Origin of the sequence: uncultured Cyclobacterium sp. (genome assembly GCF_963976465.1) — a bacterium.
GTDB lineage: Bacteria > Bacteroidota > Bacteroidia > Cytophagales > Cyclobacteriaceae > Cyclobacterium.
This window is the reverse complement of record NZ_CAXBOC010000043.1, coordinates 1-17517: the sequence shown is the minus strand read 5'-3', so window position 1 is coordinate 17517 and position 17517 is coordinate 1. Positions and strand designations below refer to the sequence as shown.

17 protein-coding genes, 1 tRNA gene and 2 pseudogenes are annotated in these 17517 nt (G+C 38.8%); 6 read left to right on the top strand and 14 right to left on the bottom strand.

The window, feature by feature from the left end; all coding sequences use genetic code 11:
• The 3 genes from AAC037_RS04200 to AAC037_RS04190 form a co-directional block, all read left to right on the top strand.
• Positions 1 to 1485, top strand: a 1485-nt coding sequence (locus tag AAC037_RS04200; RefSeq protein ID WP_339901802.1) for an Rne/Rng family ribonuclease, incomplete at its 5' end; no start/stop codon positions are given.
• 155 nt (positions 1486 to 1640) lie between these two features.
• Positions 1641 to 2027 (top strand): acyl-CoA thioesterase, encoded by a 387-nt coding sequence (locus tag AAC037_RS04195; RefSeq protein WP_339901801.1) that lies wholly within the window; start codon positions 1641 to 1643, stop codon positions 2025 to 2027.
• Between the two features lie 270 nt (positions 2028 to 2297).
• A complete protein-coding gene (locus AAC037_RS04190) occupies positions 2298 to 3086 on the top strand; it encodes an NIPSNAP family protein (RefSeq protein ID WP_339901800.1) in 789 nt (262 codons plus the stop codon).
• A gap of 89 nt (positions 3087 to 3175) precedes the next feature.
• Here the strand turns inward: AAC037_RS04190 and AAC037_RS04185 are convergent, their stop codons facing one another.
• The 10 genes and pseudogenes from AAC037_RS04185 to aroQ all read right to left on the bottom strand — a co-directional run bounded on the left by AAC037_RS04185 (position 3176) and on the right by aroQ (position 10980).
• Positions 3176 to 4090: a DUF302 domain-containing protein gene (locus AAC037_RS04185; RefSeq protein ID WP_339901799.1), complete on the bottom strand. Its 915-nt coding sequence runs from the start codon at positions 4088 to 4090 to the stop codon at positions 3176 to 3178.
• Positions 4091 to 4302: 212 nt separating this feature from the next.
• The gene (locus AAC037_RS04180) at positions 4303 to 4965 is read right to left on the bottom strand and encodes a peroxiredoxin-like family protein (protein ID WP_339901798.1); all 663 of its coding nucleotides are present in this window, start codon (positions 4963 to 4965) and stop codon (positions 4303 to 4305) included.
• A gap of 184 nt (positions 4966 to 5149) precedes the next feature.
• Positions 5150 to 6559, bottom strand: a complete 1410-nt coding sequence (locus AAC037_RS04175; RefSeq protein WP_339901797.1) for an FAD-dependent oxidoreductase — start codon at positions 6557 to 6559, stop codon at positions 5150 to 5152.
• Complete coding sequence (locus tag AAC037_RS04170; RefSeq protein ID WP_339901796.1) at positions 6556 to 7002, bottom strand: DUF417 family protein; 447 nt, start codon at positions 7000 to 7002, stop codon at positions 6556 to 6558. The genes AAC037_RS04175 and AAC037_RS04170 overlap by 4 nt, the downstream gene beginning before the upstream one ends.
• Positions 7003 to 7071: 69 nt before the next feature.
• Positions 7072 to 7617 (bottom strand): carboxymuconolactone decarboxylase family protein, encoded by a 546-nt coding sequence (locus AAC037_RS04165; protein WP_339901795.1) that lies wholly within the window; start codon positions 7615 to 7617, stop codon positions 7072 to 7074.
• A gap of 226 nt (positions 7618 to 7843) precedes the next feature.
• Positions 7844 to 8374 (bottom strand): PRC-barrel domain-containing protein, encoded by a 531-nt coding sequence (locus AAC037_RS04160; protein WP_339901794.1) that lies wholly within the window; start codon positions 8372 to 8374, stop codon positions 7844 to 7846.
• 333 nt (positions 8375 to 8707) lie between these two features.
• Positions 8708 to 8782: transfer RNA gene (locus AAC037_RS04155), tRNA-Pro, on the bottom strand.
• A 116-nt stretch (positions 8783 to 8898) separates the two neighbouring features.
• On the bottom strand, positions 8899 to 9474 hold the full coding sequence (locus AAC037_RS04150) for a MarC family protein (protein WP_339901793.1): 576 nt from the start codon (positions 9472 to 9474) through the stop codon (positions 8899 to 8901).
• 12 nt (positions 9475 to 9486) lie between these two features.
• A pseudogene (locus AAC037_RS04145) lies at positions 9487 to 10540 on the bottom strand (aminotransferase class V-fold PLP-dependent enzyme).
• A 5-nt stretch (positions 10541 to 10545) separates the two neighbouring features.
• Complete coding sequence (aroQ, locus tag AAC037_RS04140) at positions 10546 to 10980, bottom strand: type II 3-dehydroquinate dehydratase (protein WP_303613310.1); 435 nt, start codon at positions 10978 to 10980, stop codon at positions 10546 to 10548.
• A gap of 128 nt (positions 10981 to 11108) precedes the next feature.
• On the opposite strand from aroQ, the gene xerD reads away from it, so the two are divergent.
• The 3 genes from xerD (at position 11109) to AAC037_RS04125 (ending at position 13226) form a co-directional block, all read left to right on the top strand.
• Entirely contained in the window at positions 11109 to 12011 is a 903-nt protein-coding gene (xerD, locus tag AAC037_RS04135; RefSeq protein WP_339901792.1) for a site-specific tyrosine recombinase XerD, read from the top strand.
• Between the two features lie 179 nt (positions 12012 to 12190).
• Positions 12191 to 12673: a Clp protease ClpB gene (locus tag AAC037_RS04130; RefSeq protein WP_339901791.1), complete on the top strand. Its 483-nt coding sequence runs from the start codon at positions 12191 to 12193 to the stop codon at positions 12671 to 12673.
• An 88-nt stretch (positions 12674 to 12761) separates the two neighbouring features.
• Positions 12762 to 13226, top strand: coding sequence for a MaoC family dehydratase (locus tag AAC037_RS04125; RefSeq protein ID WP_303613307.1), 465 nt, complete (start codon positions 12762 to 12764; stop codon positions 13224 to 13226).
• Positions 13227 to 13398: 172 nt separating this feature from the next.
• On the opposite strand, the gene AAC037_RS04120 is transcribed toward AAC037_RS04125, so the two are convergent.
• The 4 genes and pseudogenes from AAC037_RS04120 to AAC037_RS04105 all read right to left on the bottom strand — a co-directional run.
• Positions 13399 to 15831, bottom strand: coding sequence for an outer membrane beta-barrel family protein (locus AAC037_RS04120; RefSeq protein ID WP_339901790.1), 2433 nt, complete (start codon positions 15829 to 15831; stop codon positions 13399 to 13401).
• 210 nt (positions 15832 to 16041) lie between these two features.
• Entirely contained in the window at positions 16042 to 16647 is a 606-nt protein-coding gene (locus tag AAC037_RS04115) for a superoxide dismutase (protein WP_339901789.1), read from the bottom strand.
• Positions 16648 to 16765: 118 nt separating this feature from the next.
• A complete protein-coding gene (locus AAC037_RS04110) occupies positions 16766 to 17260 on the bottom strand; it encodes a nucleoside deaminase (RefSeq protein ID WP_339901788.1) in 495 nt (164 codons plus the stop codon).
• Positions 17220 to 17517 (bottom strand): annotated as a pseudogene (locus AAC037_RS04105) (hypothetical protein); the annotation flags it as partial. The gene AAC037_RS04110 and the pseudogene AAC037_RS04105, both read right to left, overlap by 41 nt.

Here is a 17517-nt window from a genome sequence, read left to right as displayed (position 1 = left end):
GAAGAGGAAGACAACAAGTTCAAAGTTGGCGACATTTATCTTGGTGCTGTAAAGAAAATTGTAAATGGCTTAAATGCTGCTTTCATAGACGTAGGCTATGAAAAAGACGCTTTCTTACACTATCAAGACCTAGGACCACAGGTTAACAGCTTAAGTAAGCTTGTAAAGTTAACCCGTAATAAAAACCATAAAGGTTTCGACCTTAAAGGTTTTGAAAACGAACCTGAGATAGACAAACTTGGAAAAATAAGCCAAGTATTGTCAAAAAATAATCAGGTATTGGTGCAGGTTGTCAAAGAGCCAATTTCTACAAAAGGGCCTCGATTATCGTGTGAGCTCTCCCTTGCTGGTCGATACTTGGTATTGGTACCTTTTTCAAACACGGTGAACGTATCCAAAAAAATACGTAGTGCTGATGAAAGAAAAAGGTTATCCCGGCTTATCACTTCCATCAAACCGGTCAATTTCGGTGTAATTATTCGTACCGTGGCAGAAGGTCAATCTGTCACTGAACTGGATAAAGACCTAAGAAATTTGTTAGAGACTTGGGAAGATGGGATGAGGAAGCTTCAAAAAGCCAAAGTTAAAGACAAAATCATCGGAGAAATGAGTTTGGCCTCTTCAATTATAAGAGACCTTCTCAATGAATCTTTCGACGCAATCACGGTAGAAGATGAAGTAATTTACGATCAAATGCGATCTTATATAAGGTCCATTGCTCCAGAAAAAGAAAAAATTGTTAAGCTTTACAACGGAAAAGCGAAGCTCTTTGAAAGTTTTGGTATAGAAAAACAGATCAAAAGCCTGTTTGGAACTACCGTTAGTCTCCCCCAAGGCGGTTATCTCATTATTGAGCATACAGAAGCCTTGCATGTAGTGGACGTTAACAGTGGCAACAAGTCCAACCAGGAAAGTGATCAAGAAAATACTGGCCTTAAAACCAATATGGTGGCCGTAAAAGAAATTGCAAGGCAACTAAGGCTTCGCGATATGGGAGGAATAATTGTGATTGACTTTATCGATATGAAAAAGGCCGAAAATAAAAGGGCCATTTTTGAAGCGATGAAGGAAGCAATGAGAGAAGACCGATCCAAGAATACGGTACTTCCCCTTACCAAGTTTGGTTTGATGCAGATCACCAGGCAGCGCGTGAGACCTGAAATGAACATAGTTACCAAAGAAATTTGTCCTTCTTGTAATGGTACAGGCAAAATACAAGCCTCCATTCTTGTGGCAGACAAACTGGAAAAAGATTTAGAGCATATTGCAGTACACCAAAACGAATCAAAGATTAAAATCGCATTGCACCCCTATTTACATGCCTATTTTACTCATGGCATTTTCTCAAAAAGGCTGCAGTGGTTTTTTAAATATTATAAATGGGTCAATTTGATCAAAGATTCTTCTCTACCGGTGACGGAGTATAAATTCCTGGATATTTCAGGAGAACCTTTAGAAATAATTATAAAAAGCGAGTCTGAATAAGACTCGCTTTTTTTTGCCTTTAAAATTATTTATTGAAGGTTTCACTAGGATTTATTTGACACCAATTGTAGCTTTTTACTGAAATAAACCATTGATCCTCTAATAATTAACCCAGATTAAACCGCCCTTATATATCTTGCCCTAAAAATTTAAACATGAGTCTGGAAGAAAAAATCAACGAATCAGAAACCAAGATCTATAAAGCTGTTTTTCCTAATACCACCAATCATTACGATACCCTGTTTGGGGGTAAGGCCATGCAATTGATGGATGAGGTGGCCTTTATAACGGCTACGCGCTTTAGCCGGCAACGTATGGTGACCATCAGCAGTGATAAAATTGATTTCACCAAACCAATACCGGCAGGGACAATCATTGAACTGTGTGGGCGTGTGGTCCATGTGGGCAATACAAGCTTAAAAGTAAGCGTAGAGATTTTTATTGAGCAGATGTATGAAAAAGGTAGGGAAAAAGCCATTTCCGGAACCTTTACTTTTGTAGCCATTGACAATGACAAAAATCCCGTCAAAATCACGGTTTAGTTAAACTGCAAATATAAAATGGCCAGTTTTCGGTATAGCCATTCAAGAGCATTTTGCTTCAGATCATTTGCCGGTATGGGCAAAATTGATGTTTAAGCTATAAATTTAAATGAAGGTTTAGAATTTCTGCATTAATTATTTTTTAGATAACTTTAACAAATTATGAAAGATAGCGTGCTTATCATTTTTGTTTCCTAATAAATTGCGCTATTTACTAAGAATGTGCTTTGCCTTACAAAAGTAGAGGTAGAATTAAACCTAAAAATAATTATGAAAAACACCATTGCAGTATTTTCAGCGATAGCCATTTTATTGCTTACAACCGCATTTTCCTTTGCCGGCAAAGGAGACTTTTACCAAATAAAAATTTATCATTACTCCTCAAGTGCTCAGGAAGAGGTGATTGATGAATTTCTTGAGAAAGCCTATTTACCGGCCATGCATAGAGCCGGAATTGATCATATTGGAGTATTCAAGCCTCGGGCATCAACTGAAGGAAATAAGCCTGAAGAGAAGTTGATTTATGTGCTGATACCCTTTAGTTCCCGAAAGGAGTTTTCTAAAATAGATTCCAAGCTTGCCAAGGACCAACAATTTCAATCGGCAGGGGCGACCTATTTGGATGCAGCCTATACCAATCCTCCTTATGATAGAATCGAATCGATTTTATTGGACGCATTCGAGCAAAACCCGAATTATGGTGTACCTGATTTGAAGGGGCCTAAGAAAGATAGAATCTACGAGTTGAGAAGCTATGAAGGGCATACGGAGAAGATTTCTAAGAATAAAATCAAGATGTTCAATGATGGCGATGAGGTAGGTCTTTTTAAAAGGCTGGGCTTTAATGCTGTTTTCTATGGTGAGGTGGTTTCAGGCCCTACCATGCCTAACTTGATGTACATGACAACTTTTGAAAATAAGGCTGACCGTGATGCCCACTGGGATACCTTTCGTTCAGATGCCTATTGGAAAGAATTGTCCTCCCTGCCACAATACCAAAACAATGTTTCAAAAAATGTAACCACTTTCTTATACCCTACTGATTACTCAGATCTTTAGGGGTTGTGGATTGAAGGCTGTTGACAAGTTCAACAGCCTTCAATTTTTTAGTTGCGAAGCCTTTATTCAGTTGTTTTCGCTTGGGTCATTTAATTGCCGGTAGCGGCATTGCTTATATTGTGTAGTGCATCGGTAATTTGCTGTATTTCATCATCGCTCCCTTTTATTTCATGACGCTCCTTTAGAAATGCAGGATCATTATAGGAAAGATGAACTACTTCATTTGCATCTTCCCAAACCAGTATTTTTTGGGGAAGGTCCAGGCCTGCTGTTTGGGAGGCTTGCATTAATGGGCTACCAAGATTGGGGTTTCCGAAAATTATGATTTTTGTAGGTCTTAATTCAAGTCCTTTGCTATGGGCATTGGCTTGATGGTCTAATTCGGCAATAATGGAGAGATTCTCATTTCCGGAAATAATGGATTGTAAACTTTGGTAGGTCGTTTCAAAGTTTTGAGAACTAGTCACCGTTTCTATCCCTTCGGAGGCAGTGACAGATTTGGAAATGCTACTTTCTAGGTCATTTTTGAATGCATCTCCTACCAGGTTCTCAAGTGCTACTGAGATTTGATTGAGAGACTCCACCTCTCCCAAGGCATGACGAGAAGCTAAATAGTCAGTACTATTATATAGAGCAAAAACCTGATCCTTATTTTCGTAAAACAGTACTTTCTGCGGGAGATCTAAGCCTGCAAGCTGATTTTCTTGCATCAAAGGAGTGCCCAAGCCAGGGTTGCCAAAGAAGATGATTTTTGTAGGACCGAGATCTTTGTTTATAGAAGCGGCATTTTGCGAATGATCTATTTCTGCTACAATGCCAATTTGGTTATTATTTTCAAGGGATGTTTTTAATGTGCTGTAAGCTTCGTTCAGCGAAATCGTACTTGACCCATAAATTGTTCCCGGAACTTCTGGATTATCATCTTTCTCAGGATCTTCATCGGAATTTAAATTACAGGCGGTCAATAGTAGGGCAAAACTAAGAAACAAGGCTATTTTATACATGACAACTTGATTTAAAATTGGTCAAAATTTAATTTTTTAAGTTGTTGATAGTAGTTCAATAACTGTTCCAGTATTTAATTAGATTTTATTTATAAACCTTACTTGGGTTTTATAAACTGTTGGGATGAAATTCAGTAATCCATTGAAAGAAAATCCTACTTACCATCAAAATTATATTCTATTGATCACTACCTACGAGCGTTACAATTCCTTTATTTCATTGCCTTTAAAAAGTTCAACAAATCCTCCGGATTGGCCCTGTTTCGATAATCACTATCAAGGAAAGCGTATTTTATTATGCCATCTTGACCAATAATATAAGTAGCGGCAAGTGGAAGTTCATCATCCTCGTTGCCATTGTAAGCATGCAAGTCAAATTTATCTTGGTACACTTTTGCCACCTCCTCGGTAAGTTTAAAAACTATACCATATTGCTTCGCCACTTGATTGCCTAAATCACTTAAAACCTCAAAAGTTAAATTGTTTTTTTCAGAGGTGCTTATAGAGTTGTCGGGTAGTTCAGGAGTTAAGGCCAGCAATTGCGCTCCTTGTTCCTTAAAGGCCGGTAAAGTCTGTTGCAGGTGGTGGAGTGTGAGGTTACAATAGGGGCACCATCCCCCTCGGTACCAGGTTAGTATTACAGGTCCTTCTTTCAATTGGTCAGATAGTTTTATCTGTTCCCCTGTGGCATTGGGAAGTGAAAAATCTGGTGCACTCGCGCCCTCCTGCTTGGCTTGCTTGACGATGCCATTGTTTTTGACATCATCTATTCCGGCCTTATATATGGTTTTTATTTCCTCTGAAGCTGTTTCATTAAAATTATCTTTTTTCGCTTGTAATTCTTCTTGTAGCGTAGTTTTCATTTGTTCAGTCATGGTGCAGTTATTTTATTTGAGTTGTATTAAGGTGATCCGCCAAAATCAATGCCAATGAATTTGAATAGGTGAAGAATTAATTTCAGGTACGGATTTATTCAGTAGATTTTATGTCTATGCTTTAATGTATTGGAAAGACAGGAAGAAGAGTAAGGAGGAATGACTTGCATTCAACAGAATTAGCTTAATCTTTAAGGTATTCCCTCAATCCATAACTGGCCAATACTCCTTCACCCGTTGCGGCAGCTACCTGAGCGATGGCTCCTTCACGGTTGTCTCCGGCTGCAAAGATGCCATCCACTGAAGTTTTAGCAAGACCTGAAGTAGTAATAAACCCATGCGCATTCAAATCTACAAGGCCTTTAAAGCTTTCGTTGTTTGGCTTTAGGCCTACAAAAACGAAAACTCCATCAGCAGTGATTACTTCTTCTTTTCCGGTTTGGGTATCCCTAACAAGCAAGCCTGCAAATTTCCCCTCTTTGTCTGTATTCAAGGCAATGGAGTCTTTATTATAGTAAGTGATGACATTGTTAAGTTCAGGAAGCTTATCTATATAAGTTTGTGATGCCTTAAAGGTTGCTTTTCGGTTGACGATTTTTACTTTTTTCGTGAAGCCGGAAAGAAAGATGCCTTCTTCCAAGGCGGAGTTTCCACCCCCTACCACAATTACTTCACGGTCTCTGTAGAAAGCACCGTCACAGGTGGCACAAAAATGCACGCTAGACCCTAATAAATCACTTTCTCCCGGGATATTGAGTTTTTCGTAGGTTGAGCCCGTAGACAACACTACAGAGCGTCCTAAAAACAAATTCGTCTTGGTTCTCACGTTGAAGAAATTGTTGACCTTCTCTATGCTCACCACTTCTTCACCTGTTTTTATGGTTGCACCATAAACTTTCGCTTGCTCTTCCATTTTTGCCATTAAAGTAGGACCTGATATGGAGGTAAAGCCGGGGTAGTTTTCAATTTTATCTGTTAAAAAGGCATTTCCCCCAACCGTTTTTTTCTCTAGTATTAAGGTACTGAAATGGTCTCGCTGCGCATAGATGGAAGTGGTCAAACCTGCTGCACCGGCACCGATAATGATGCTATCAAATACTTTGGTGATTCTCTCTTCATCTAATTTGAGCGCCACCCGTAGTGCTTCGTTTTCCGGTTCCACCAGGATGTCCTCGTCAATGAGAATGGTAGGAATTTTCCTTTTCCCATTGTTGATCTTTTCAATGATGGGAATGGCCCATTCGTTTTCATCAATATTGATGTATTGAAAGTTGATGCTATTGTCCACCAGAAAGGATTTGGACTTGATACAATCCGGACACCAATCAGCGCCGTAATGGACAACTCTAGCCTGTTCATTGATGCCCAATATACCGGAAAGGGTAGCATTGTCAGGGTTGGTATAGCCCTTTCCGTTGATGATTAGGGTTGGGATGATGCGTTTGCCTTTGTTTATTGCCTCCACTTTTTTAGTGGCGGTTTCATCAAGGTCCACATCCACAAAATTAAATTGTATATCGTTTTCCTTTAGAAAAGCTTCGGCCCTCAGGCAATCCGGACACCAATCTGCACCGTATAATGTGATTTCGATCATAGCTTTATTCTTTTATTTTCGTTTGAATAATTTCCCCAAACCATCAATGAAATGGCGAGGTAAGGAATGTCTTTTACCAAAAAGAAATCTGTAATTGGAAAGCCATCGACAAATCTCCAAATACCAGGAGTGGTGATAAGAAAGCTAAGCGTGGTAATAAAAATGACAGCGGAACTTATTCCGGCAATTTTCCCTAGCTGTGGCCAATACAATGAGGCAAATAATAAACTACCGATGACAATTTCTGATAAACCGATAAGAATTGAAACTGCCTGTAAGGACATGAGTTTGTAAAGCCAATTCATGGCGAAATGATTTTCCACCAATGGCTTTATTGCTGCAGCCTCTGTGGGAGTAAATTTATACATTCCAATCCATATAAGAATAAGGGCTGTGCCAAATACGCCTATATAATAACCTAGGGATGATATTTTGTTGTACATAATTTGGGTTCAAATGGGTTTTGCAACAATATTCTAAACGAATACCTATTGCAAAACCCTTGTTAAAACTTATAATTCTGGAGCCACTGGGAAATCAATTTCAAAACCCGCAAGGTTATGAAGGTAATTGCTCATGATTTTATCGCCAATTAGGATGACCACATCTATCAAATTTGCTTCATTGTAGCCGGCTGCAAAAAAGGCTTCTTTAATTTCTTCTTGCACCTTGCCGTGGTTGCTTACCGTTGCGGCAGTGAATTTTACCAAAGCATCAAGCTTTTCATCAAAATCGGCAGATCCGCCTCGGATTTCAAGAATTTGCTCATTGGTAAATCCATTCATCTTACCAAGGGCAGTATGGGCAGATTGGCAATACCTACAGCCGTTGATTTGACTAGTAACCAAGTTTACCACTTCTTTCTCTTTGGCTTTTAGTGTGGTTTTTCTTCCCTGCAATGCCAAGTAGTCCGGTAAGGCCGTTTCATTTTTGGCATAGTAGGCATAAAGGTTAGGGACAAAGCCAATTTGTTTTCCAAGCTGTTCAAAGATTGCTTGATTGTTTTCAGAAACTTCAGATTTTGTAGGTACGTTGAATGCTGTTGCTGTAGTTGTCATAATTAAATGTCTTTAAATTTGTTTGTTGAATAATTACGATACAAAGATTCAGCATTTACGTCGGTAAAGGTTAGGTCAAATTGCCTTGCTGCTTGGCAATTTTTCCCTTTTGAAATAAAAAGAGATCCATGGATATTGCTGGTTAGGTTTTATCAATCCTGATTCCATAAAAAAGCCAATCCATTTATTGGATTGGCTTTACTCATTTATAAGAAAATACTATTCTTTATATTACAGGATCTCCGCCTCTTCTGGCATTATAGGACCTCTCACCCCTACGGTCTTTTTCTAAAAACCCGTTTCCCGAGCGTTTGTCTCTAATTCTGTCTTCTCTTACATCTAAATTGTCCTGGTGATCAAAAATGGTTCGGTTTTCTATGTCGTAACGTCCATATAGACTTCGGTCTTCGGCACTGTAATAGCTCCGCATGGTGTGTAAGAACTCGCCTTGTGGGCCTGTAGGCCAGTTGTCGCTTTCAAAACCCGGTGCGTTTTCCAATGTTTCTTTGGTCTCTCGCACGAGTGCAGCCTCTCCATGAGGAGGATTAAAATTGAAAGATTCAAATGGCATTGCCAAAAGTTTTGAACCAAGGTTCAAGAATCCCTCATCCACCTTCAATACTACATAGTCTACTTGAGATGTGGATGCATTTAGAACAATATCTTTAATAGAACCTACGGATTCATCTCTTGCCGTTTTTACATTGCGTGAAATTAATTCCGAACTTCTTAACTGAAAATTATTTGCATTTTTCATTTCAATAGTTGGTTTAATGAGAAAATCATTTGACCTAAATGGTTCAAGAGCTGTGCCAAAAATTGAATATTCCTTTAATCTTATTAAATCTTTGAATAATTTTTAAACCTTAAATGGGGTAGGTATAAACATTATTTTATGAAGTAAATATTATTTATTGGGGGGGTATAAAGTTCGGATAGAGTTTTAATGGGTGTAATATATTAGGTATACTCTAGGTACCTTTGATTGATCAGCAAACTTTTGGGGGTCGCAAAAGGGTAGAAAAAAAGGATGATAAGAAGTACAATTGGCCGGAAAAAACAAAAGCCAGTTCGCAATGAACTGGCTTTGTCGGGGTGGCAAGATTCGAACTTGCGACCTCCTCGTCCCAAACGAGGCGCGATGACCGGGCTACGCTACACCCCGTTTATTCCCTATTGGGAGGACAAAAGTAAATAAAAATTGAGTAAATCAAAAAGGAATGGACATTATTTTAAATATTTTTTCAAATTTATTTTCATAGCCCAAAATGGGCTTAAATTTTACCCGGGGAAAAGGTTGGTCTTAAAGATCTTTATCGCAATTGAAAGCAGGATGATTCCAAATATTCTTCTCAATATATCCAGGCCTGTTTTACCAAGTTTTTGCTCCAAGAAATGTGTGCTTTTCAATACCGCATAGATGATGACAAGGTTTAAAATGATGCCAATGGCAATATTGGCTTGTCCAAACTCTGACTTTAAGGTAAGAATGGTGGTTAAAGTGCCTGCCCCAGCAATCAAAGGAAAAGCTATTGGGACTATAGAGGTACTGGTAGAGCTTGCTTCAGGGTCGTTTTTAAATATTTCTATACCTAAAATCATCTCTGCTCCAATAGCAAAGATGATTAAGGCACCGGCAATGGCAAAGTCTTCTACATCTATGCCAAATAGGTTTAAAATTGATTTTCCAACCAAAAGAAAGGCTACCATCAAAATCCCCGCAACGATGGTTGCCTTGCCACTCTGAATATGGCCAACTTTCTTTCTTAGGTTGATTACTATTGGTATAGATCCCAAGATATCAATCACAGAAAAAAGAATTAATGTCACAGATAATATTTCCTTTAAATCAAACACCACAGATCCATTTTAATAGGCCTTGAGGAAGGCTATCAGTTTTTCAAACTCATTGTCGTTCAATGCAGGGAAATTGGCAATTCTAAAGCTGGTGGGCTTTAAAGGGCCATATCCACTGCCCATTTGCATTCCCTGCTCCTCAGCTTCAGCTTTTATTTGTTTAATAAAGCTTTCTTCACCACCTACACCCAAAACTGTCCGACTTCTGGTAGCCTCATTGCTTACCAAGAAATCCAAAGCCGGAGATTTCTCTACTATCTCTTCCAGAATGCGCATCCGCTGTTCGGTTTTTTCATTTACTTTTTCTATTGGTGCCAGGTCTGCCAAAACCCTGTTTAATAAGTAAATATTAAGCACATTGGGGGTATAGTGGGTCTGGTAGTTGGCCGCATTGTCCAGCATAAAATTGAGGCTATTGTACCTGCCTTTTTCGCCCTTATCTTTGGCTCTTTCTATGGCCTTAGGAGATACTATCAAAATTCCCAGACCTGCTGGCAATCCAAAGCATTTTTGTACAGAAGCATACCAGATATCTGCTAGGTTGAAATCCAAAAAGATTCCGGCCATGGAAGAGGTGGTATCTATGGCCAGCATTTTGTCCGGATATTTTTTGCCAATAGCAGCGATGGTTTCATTGGTAATCTGAGTGGCATTTGACGTTTCGTTTTGCGTTATGGCAATCAGATCAAAATCATTTCCAATCTCCAAGTCATTTACCTCTAAGCTTTCATTTTTATCTACAATCAAAGCTCCTGTTTCGGGAATAATATTTTGAGCATAACCAAACCATTTCTTTCCAAATGAACCGGAGTAAATATGAAATGAAGCTTGTAGAACCAAGGATTGGGTGATGATCTCCCAGTTTTCAGTGGCTGAGGAAGTGAACAGTAATTTATAATCTTCGGGTACACCCAGTTTCCTCAAATAGGCTTTCTGTATCCTTATATAGATCCATAAAAACCGCACTCCGGTGATTGGCACTCAAGATTCCTTGTTGGTAAGCCTCCTGAAAATATTCCGGTAATTTATCGTATACCTTAGATGGACCCGGTGCAAAAGTAAGTATAGCCATTATGCGTTTTCTTTCTGATTATCAATAAAGTAATTCAATCCAAGTTCATAGCCTTTTAATCCCAATCCAGCGATCATGCCCACACATTCTTTAGAAATGATGCTTTTGTGTCGGAAAGTTTCTCTCTTGTAGATATTAGAAATGTGAATTTCCAAAACCGGAGTATTGATACCTGCGATGGCATCCGAAATGGCCACTGAAGTATGGGTATAGGCACCTGCATTGATTAAGATTGCGTCGTGCTCAAAACCCACTTCGTGCAGTTTATTTACCAGCTCGCCTTCCACATTGCTTTGGTAATAGGTCAATTCCAGGTCCGGATATTTTTGAACCAGTGTCTCAAAATAATCTTCAAATGAGCGGCTGCCATAAATTTCAGGCTCGCGCTTTCCTAATAAATTTAAATTAGGTCCGTTTATGATTGTGATTTTCAAAGTTTGGAGGATTTAATTGACTACTAAACAGGAGCAAAGTTAAGCAATCGGAAAACAACTTGATGAGATATTGATAGGTTTTTAATAAAACTATTAATTAAATACCATCATTAGATTAATTTTACTTTATGTCTTGGGAAAAGGAAATAAAAGCTTTTGGGTATTACTTAAAAATTGAGCGTTCACTCAGCGAGAATTCTATTTTAGCTTATAGGCAGGATATTCAGAAATTCTCGAATTTTATGGAAAAGAACTTCCCAGAAGTTTCACCTGAAAAAGTTCAATTGTATCACCTGAGGCAATTTGTAAACCTGCTTGGAGAGTTTTCTATTTCTGAATTTTCTCAAGCACGAATAATTTCCGGTATCAAAGCCTTCTTTAAGTTCATGATCTATGAGGACAAAATAGAAGAAAACCCTTCAGACTTATTAGAGGCTCCAAAGTTGACTCGAACCCTACCCGATACCTTAAGTTATGCGGAAATCGAGGAGATTTTTGAAGCGATACCCTTGGGTGAATCGGAAGGGCATAGAAATAGGGCAATGCTGGAAATGCTTTACAGTAGTGGCTTAAGGGTTTCTGAGTTGATTAATCTTAAATTGAGTCAATATTTTGATGATATAGGTTTTTTAAGAATTTTAGGAAAAGGCAACAAAGAGCGGCTGGTCCCCATTGGCAAATCTTCTACCAAATACTTAAGCATCTATCTCAAAGAAATAAGAGCTCATCAGGTGATTGCAAAGGGGCATGAAGATTACGTTTTTCTCAACAGAAGAGGAAAAAAGCTTAGTAGAGTGATGATATTTTTAATCATAAAGAAGCTGGTAGAAAAAGCAGGCCTTCCTAAAAAAGTAAGTCCCCATACCTTTAGACATAGCTTTGCTACTCACCTTGTGGAAGGTGGAGCAGATTTGAGAGCTGTTCAGGAAATGTTGGGCCATGAAAGCATCACAACTACCGAAATATATACCCACTTAGACAGGGATTATTTGCGACAAGTTTTGGATGAATTTTTGCCTAGAAAAAAGTGAGATCCATTTAGCAAAGGCATGAAGAACCTATGCTAGTTGATGCTTAACTCGACCTGCTACGCCAAGTTTTTGGACAATAACTCTCAACCATAATAATTAGCTAGCCCATAAATTGCTTTAGGCATGTTTTTTGAATATTGGAGAGATTGAAATTATTGTAATCAATTTTCTGATTTGAAATGAAAGCGACGTACTTTTTAGGATTTATTTTTTGGCTAATAACTTTGCCCATGGAGGCTAGTGGGCAAGAACGGCTCAAAAAATTAATCGGAGAGAGGGCACAGTTGCATCAGCAGTGGCAAGCCTCTGAATCTCAGAAATCGGGCTTATTCGGAAACCGGACAAAAAAGGACATGACGGCGACCAATGAATGGTTGATTCGTATTTTGAATAAGGACAATCAGATAATCAAAGAGTTGGAGATGTTGAAGGAGATAGAAACAACAGAAATTGGTTATGAGAAAGAGGACTATAAATTTATTGCCCAAAAAGCAGAGGAGGACATTGTAAAGCTTAAAAGGGCCTTGGATCTAAAGGATGAAAAAATTCAATCGGGATTGAAGGAAAAGCGGACCTATGAATGGACTACCCTTATTTTTTTCGTTAGCAGCATGGTTTTGGGCTTTTTATATTACAATAAGAGAAACCGTCAACCTGGTTAAGAATCAACAGTATTGTAGTTTTCTTTAAATTTTTGTTTTATTATCCGCTTGGTTTTGATAATTTCATTTTTTAAAACCTAAAAAAAAGATGAGTAAACTGATTATTAATAGCTTTGAAGACTTTCAGGATTATATAGGAAAAGAGTTGGGTGTGTCTGAATACCATCAGGTAACGCAAGAGCAAATCAACCTTTTTGCAGATGCTACCATAGATCACCAATGGATACATACTGACCCAGAAAAAGCCAAAGCAGAAGGCGCTTTTGGAGGGACCATTGCACATGGATACCTTACCTTATCTTTGGTTCCATTTCTTTGGAATCAGATCGTACAGGTGAATAATCTGAAAATGATGGTCAATTACGGCATTGAAAATTTAAGGTTTGCCAACCCTGTTAAGGTGAATGATGAGATCCGCATGCACGCTACCCTGGCCAATATCAGTGACCTCAGAGGGACCATAAAAACTGAGATGAAGGTAAAAATTGAAATCAAAGGTGAGAGAAAGCCTGCACTGGCTGCACAATTAATTTTCCTTTACCATTTTCAGTAGGTATTACCAGGGATTTAACTCCTTCATTAGCTCATTTTGTTTGATTAAAGATTTGTTGAAAATGCCGAGCGGAGGCATAGAATTAATAATAGGCAATAAGGTTTAGGTATAAACAAAAACAACATCCAAGGGATGTTGCTTTTACCATTATAAAAAACCTAATCATTACTTATTACAATCTATTTCTTTCTTCAGTACTGCCACTTCGTTGGGATACCTTGAACATCTCTCCTTTGTTAAACTTCCACCGCACAGTAAAGCGTACATTTTGCATGCTGTTGTATTGTCGGACATCTGTATTGATCTTGTGAAAATTAATTCCCCCTGTAAATTTCATGGTTCGGAAGATATCTGAGCCATTAATTGTGAGACTTAATTTCTCGTCTTTGAAGGTTTTTGTTAACCCAGCATCTAACCAACTCATGCCATCAATTTTGAGCTGTCCATCCTGAAACGGACTTCTATAAATCCCTACCAACTCTAGCTTAAAACCTTTGGGTAAGGAGATATTATGTTGACTTCTTGCCATGAATGAAAATTGCTTGACATCTAGCAGGTCTTCTCCTATTTGGGATTGAAAAGTATTTCCATTGAATTGTAGCATATTACTAGTGCTGTACCACTGAGCAAATTCCACCGGTATGGTTGCCCGAAGTCCTAAATTTTGCGTGCGGTCCAGGTTTTGCATTTGTATAAGGGTGGAACGGCTTTCATCATCTTGAACCAGTATTTGTCCGAAAGCATTTTCAGTTTGGGAAAAAGACAAGGCCAACTGATAAGCTCCTTTGTAAATGTGATTCATTTCAAAATTATTGGCGTACTGAGGTTTTAGATTTGGGTTGCCCTCCTCTGTGGTTAATGGGTCAATATAGAAAACAAAAGGATTGAGTTGTCGGTAATGAGGCCTTGTGATTCGTCGATTGACATTGTACACGATTTGGTAATTGTCATTTAGTTTGTGTTGAAGGTATACACTCGGGAATAAGTTGAGGTATTCTTGTGTATTTACCTGATTTGAGGTGATTGAATTGCCCTCAATATTGGCATACTCAGCTCTCAGTCCTGCTTGGTAATCCAGTTTCTTTCCCAAAGGAGCTTTGTATGAAACATAAGCAACCATAACATTTTCTTTGTATATAAAATGATTGCTATTGCCATCTGGAAGATAAGGACCTTCGGCAACGCTTTTTGTTATGTCCAATAGGTTGTCTGATTTTACCCAGCTACCTTTGAGCCCTAGCTCCAAGCTTTTGTTTTCACCCATTGGTTTGGTAAAGTCCGTTTTGGCTGTATAAATGGAATAGACCATATCATTGCCAGTTTTGACACTATTGAGATCTTCATTGGCCCTATCCTCATTTATCCAGTAGCTATTGTACAGAAAAATAAGGCTACTTGCATCCATATTGGAATAATCGAAATCAGCAGTAAGCTTGGTCCCCAGGGTGTCAAACTTTCCGATATAGTGAAAATTTCCAAATATTCGTGTGTTTTCAAACTCTGTATCATTCAATGCATTGATATAGTTGACCTCTGTACTTTGAGGGTTAGTTATGGTTGTAAAAGAATTTCCTCCGTCATCTCCAGTTTGTGTGGAGGCCTGTAGGTTGATTCCCAGGCTATGCTTATCATTGATTTGATAATCTGTGCCTCCTGAAAAGAATAAGTTTTTGGTTATTAGCTTCATTCTGGCTTTCTGGTCAAAAACAGAGAGACCATTGTCCACTTGGAATCTCCTGAGTAGATCCAGTTCCATTTTTCTTCCCCATTGGTTGTAGTTTAAACTTACATTGGAAGTCCATTTCTTTTTCTTAAAGTTTACCGTACCTCCTAAAGAAGGGGTATGGATACCATTGTATTGGTGGCCAATATGTAAGTTACCATTGATACCGTTGTAGGTGTTTTTCTTCAATACCAAATTGATAAGTCCGGCTGCTCCTTCCGCATCGTATTTGGCTGGAGGGTTATTGATTACCTCTATACTTTGGATATTGTCTGCCGGCATGGCTCGTAAAAAATCTGCTAAATCCTTGGCAGACATATAGGTTTGCCTGTCATCCAAAAGTACCATGACACCTGATTTTCCATTAAGGTTGATATTGCCATCGGCATCTACATAGACTCCCGGAGAGCGACCCACCACATCCAGGGCATTGTTTCCTTCGGCCATGGCTGTCCCTTCAATATTCACCACGGTTTTGTCTGCCTGAATCAATACATTGGGTCGTGCTGCGCGGACCTCTACTTCATCGAGGGATCCCATATCGGCCTTCAATTTTATCTTGCCGAAATTTTTTGTCTCTCCTTCAATTTGGAATTCTTCACTTAAAAAATCTTTATGCCCCAGGGTAGAAATTTTAAGCTTGAGTTTATTGTTTCGAACAGACTGAATCACAAACTCTCCTGCTTCATTGGAGATGGTACCGGTAATAAGTTCTTGGCTATCCGCACCGAGCAATACCACATTGGCAAAAGGTATCGGCTGTTCTTCGCTATCCATTACCAACCCAATGACTTTATTTACGGGCGCTTGTTGGGCGGCAAGATGGCTTAAGCCGAGAAAGAAGAAAAGTGAGGTAGTAAAAATTAATTTGGTAAAGTACATGGTTTCAGTTCTTGAATTGTTCAGTCCAATTCAAAGGGAAAAAGGTGCCAAAACCGAAAAAATTGCTTTAAAGCCTATCTAAGCCTGTTTTATAGATGTTTAGGGGTGAGGGGTTGTACCAAAATCGAACACTTTTTATGTTCGGTTTGGATACAAAAAAGCCTCCAATGCAAAGCAAAGGAGGCTTAATCAAATCTTTAATAACTATTATTATTTAGCTGCAGCATATCTTTTAGCTACCTCGTCCCAATTGACAACATTCCAAAAAGCTGAAATATAATCAGGTCTCCTGTTTTGGTAGTTCAGGTAATAGGCGTGTTCCCAAACATCCAATCCTAGAATTGGCGTTCCTTTGGTTTCAGCAATGTCCATTACCGGGTTGTCTTGATTAGGAGTAGAGCTAACGACCAATTCACCGTTGCTTACACTTAACCATGCCCAACCTGAACCAAATCTGGTAGCAGCAGCATTTGCAAATTCTTCTTTAAATTTTTCAAAAGAACCAAATTTTGCATCGATTGCAGCGGCCAAGTCACCTGTAGGTGCGCCACCTCCATTTGGAGAAAGGATGGTCCAAAAAAGTGAGTGGTTATAGTGTCCACCTCCATTGTTTCTTACCCCTGCAGGAGCAGCAGAAACATTTTCCATCAGCTCTTCTATGCTTTTAGATTCAAGGTCAGTGCCTTTGATCGCGTCGTTTAATTTGGTTACATAAGCGTTATGATGTTTGCCATGGTGAATTTCCATGGTTTTGGCATCAATATTCGGTTCTAATGCATTCTTTTCGTAAGGTAAACTTGGAAGTTCAAAAGCCATTTTTTTTCTTTTTTAGGTTATACAATGTTTTTGTTGATGGTTGTAGGTTCGTCTTATTAAAAAACCTAACGTATAAACCATCAATCTCCAAAAATGGTTCTATTATTCCTTTGAATCTTTAATTTCTTAGATTTTTAAAAAAAGTTTGGATTAATTCTTTGGATTCTTCTTGAAATGGGCCTTGAAAAACCTTGGTTTTTGGATGGATTATGGCAGGATCAGTTTTGGAATACCCTCTTTTTGGGTCTGAGGCCGCATAATGCAACTCCCCCAATTGTGCCCAGAAGCAGGCGCCTGCACACATGATACAGGGTTCCAATGTTACGTATAACTTACATTCGGGCAGGTATTTGGCACCTAGGGCATTTGAGGCTGCAGTAATGGCCAATATTTCTGCATGGGCTGTGACATCCGTTAGTTTTTCAGATTGATTATAGGCTTTGGCAATGGCTCGGTTATTCACCACAATTACTGCTCCAACGGGAATTTCTCCCTCCTCCGAAGCCATTTTTGCCTGCTTCAAGGCCTCGTTCATCCAGTACTCGTCTGTGAAGATTTCCAATGCTACCGCTTTAAAAAATATAACCGAATACTTCTTCTCTGATGCCTTCATTAATAATTAAGGCTAAAAGAAGCGAAACAATTAAACCGATGCCTGCCTTTATAAGGTCATTGGAGGCCATTCGGTAAGCCCTTACCAATCTTGCTTTACGCTTTTTAAGCTTTTTAGACTTTGCCAAGGCAATGGACAATTCCCGACCTCCCAGCAGACCTATAAATACCCAGGTGGTACTCATTGGCATCTGACTGTAAGCTTTGAAGTAAAAAAGTATGATGGCATAAACAAAATCTACAATGGTGGCTGTCCGG

Excerpts from the sequence above, each read along its gene's own strand:
- AAC037_RS04195 (WP_339901801.1), top strand. The coding sequence starts at position 1,641 with ATGAGTCTGGAAGAAAAAATCAACGAATCAGAAACCAAGATCTATAAA.
- AAC037_RS04190 (WP_339901800.1), top strand. The coding sequence starts at position 2,298 with ATGAAAAACACCATTGCAGTATTTTCAGCGATAGCCATTTTATTGCTT.
- AAC037_RS04185 (WP_339901799.1), bottom strand. The coding sequence starts at position 4,090 with ATGTATAAAATAGCCTTGTTTCTTAGTTTTGCCCTACTATTGACCGCC.
- AAC037_RS04180 (WP_339901798.1), bottom strand. The coding sequence starts at position 4,965 with ATGACTGAACAAATGAAAACTACGCTACAAGAAGAATTACAAGCGAAA.
- AAC037_RS04175 (WP_339901797.1), bottom strand. The coding sequence starts at position 6,559 with ATGATCGAAATCACATTATACGGTGCAGATTGGTGTCCGGATTGCCTG.
- AAC037_RS04170 (WP_339901796.1), bottom strand. The coding sequence starts at position 7,002 with ATGTACAACAAAATATCATCCCTAGGTTATTATATAGGCGTATTTGGC.
- AAC037_RS04165 (WP_339901795.1), bottom strand. The coding sequence starts at position 7,617 with ATGACAACTACAGCAACAGCATTCAACGTACCTACAAAATCTGAAGTT.
- AAC037_RS04160 (WP_339901794.1), bottom strand. The coding sequence starts at position 8,374 with ATGAAAAATGCAAATAATTTTCAGTTAAGAAGTTCGGAATTAATTTCA.
- xerD (WP_339901792.1), top strand. The coding sequence starts at position 11,109 with ATGTCTTGGGAAAAGGAAATAAAAGCTTTTGGGTATTACTTAAAAATT.
- AAC037_RS04130 (WP_339901791.1), top strand. The coding sequence starts at position 12,191 with ATGAAAGCGACGTACTTTTTAGGATTTATTTTTTGGCTAATAACTTTG.
- AAC037_RS04125 (WP_303613307.1), top strand. The coding sequence starts at position 12,762 with ATGAGTAAACTGATTATTAATAGCTTTGAAGACTTTCAGGATTATATA.
- AAC037_RS04120 (WP_339901790.1), bottom strand. The coding sequence starts at position 15,831 with ATGTACTTTACCAAATTAATTTTTACTACCTCACTTTTCTTCTTTCTC.
- AAC037_RS04115 (WP_339901789.1), bottom strand. The coding sequence starts at position 16,647 with ATGGCTTTTGAACTTCCAAGTTTACCTTACGAAAAGAATGCATTAGAA.
- AAC037_RS04110 (WP_339901788.1), bottom strand. The coding sequence starts at position 17,260 with ATGAAGGCATCAGAGAAGAAGTATTCGGTTATATTTTTTAAAGCGGTA.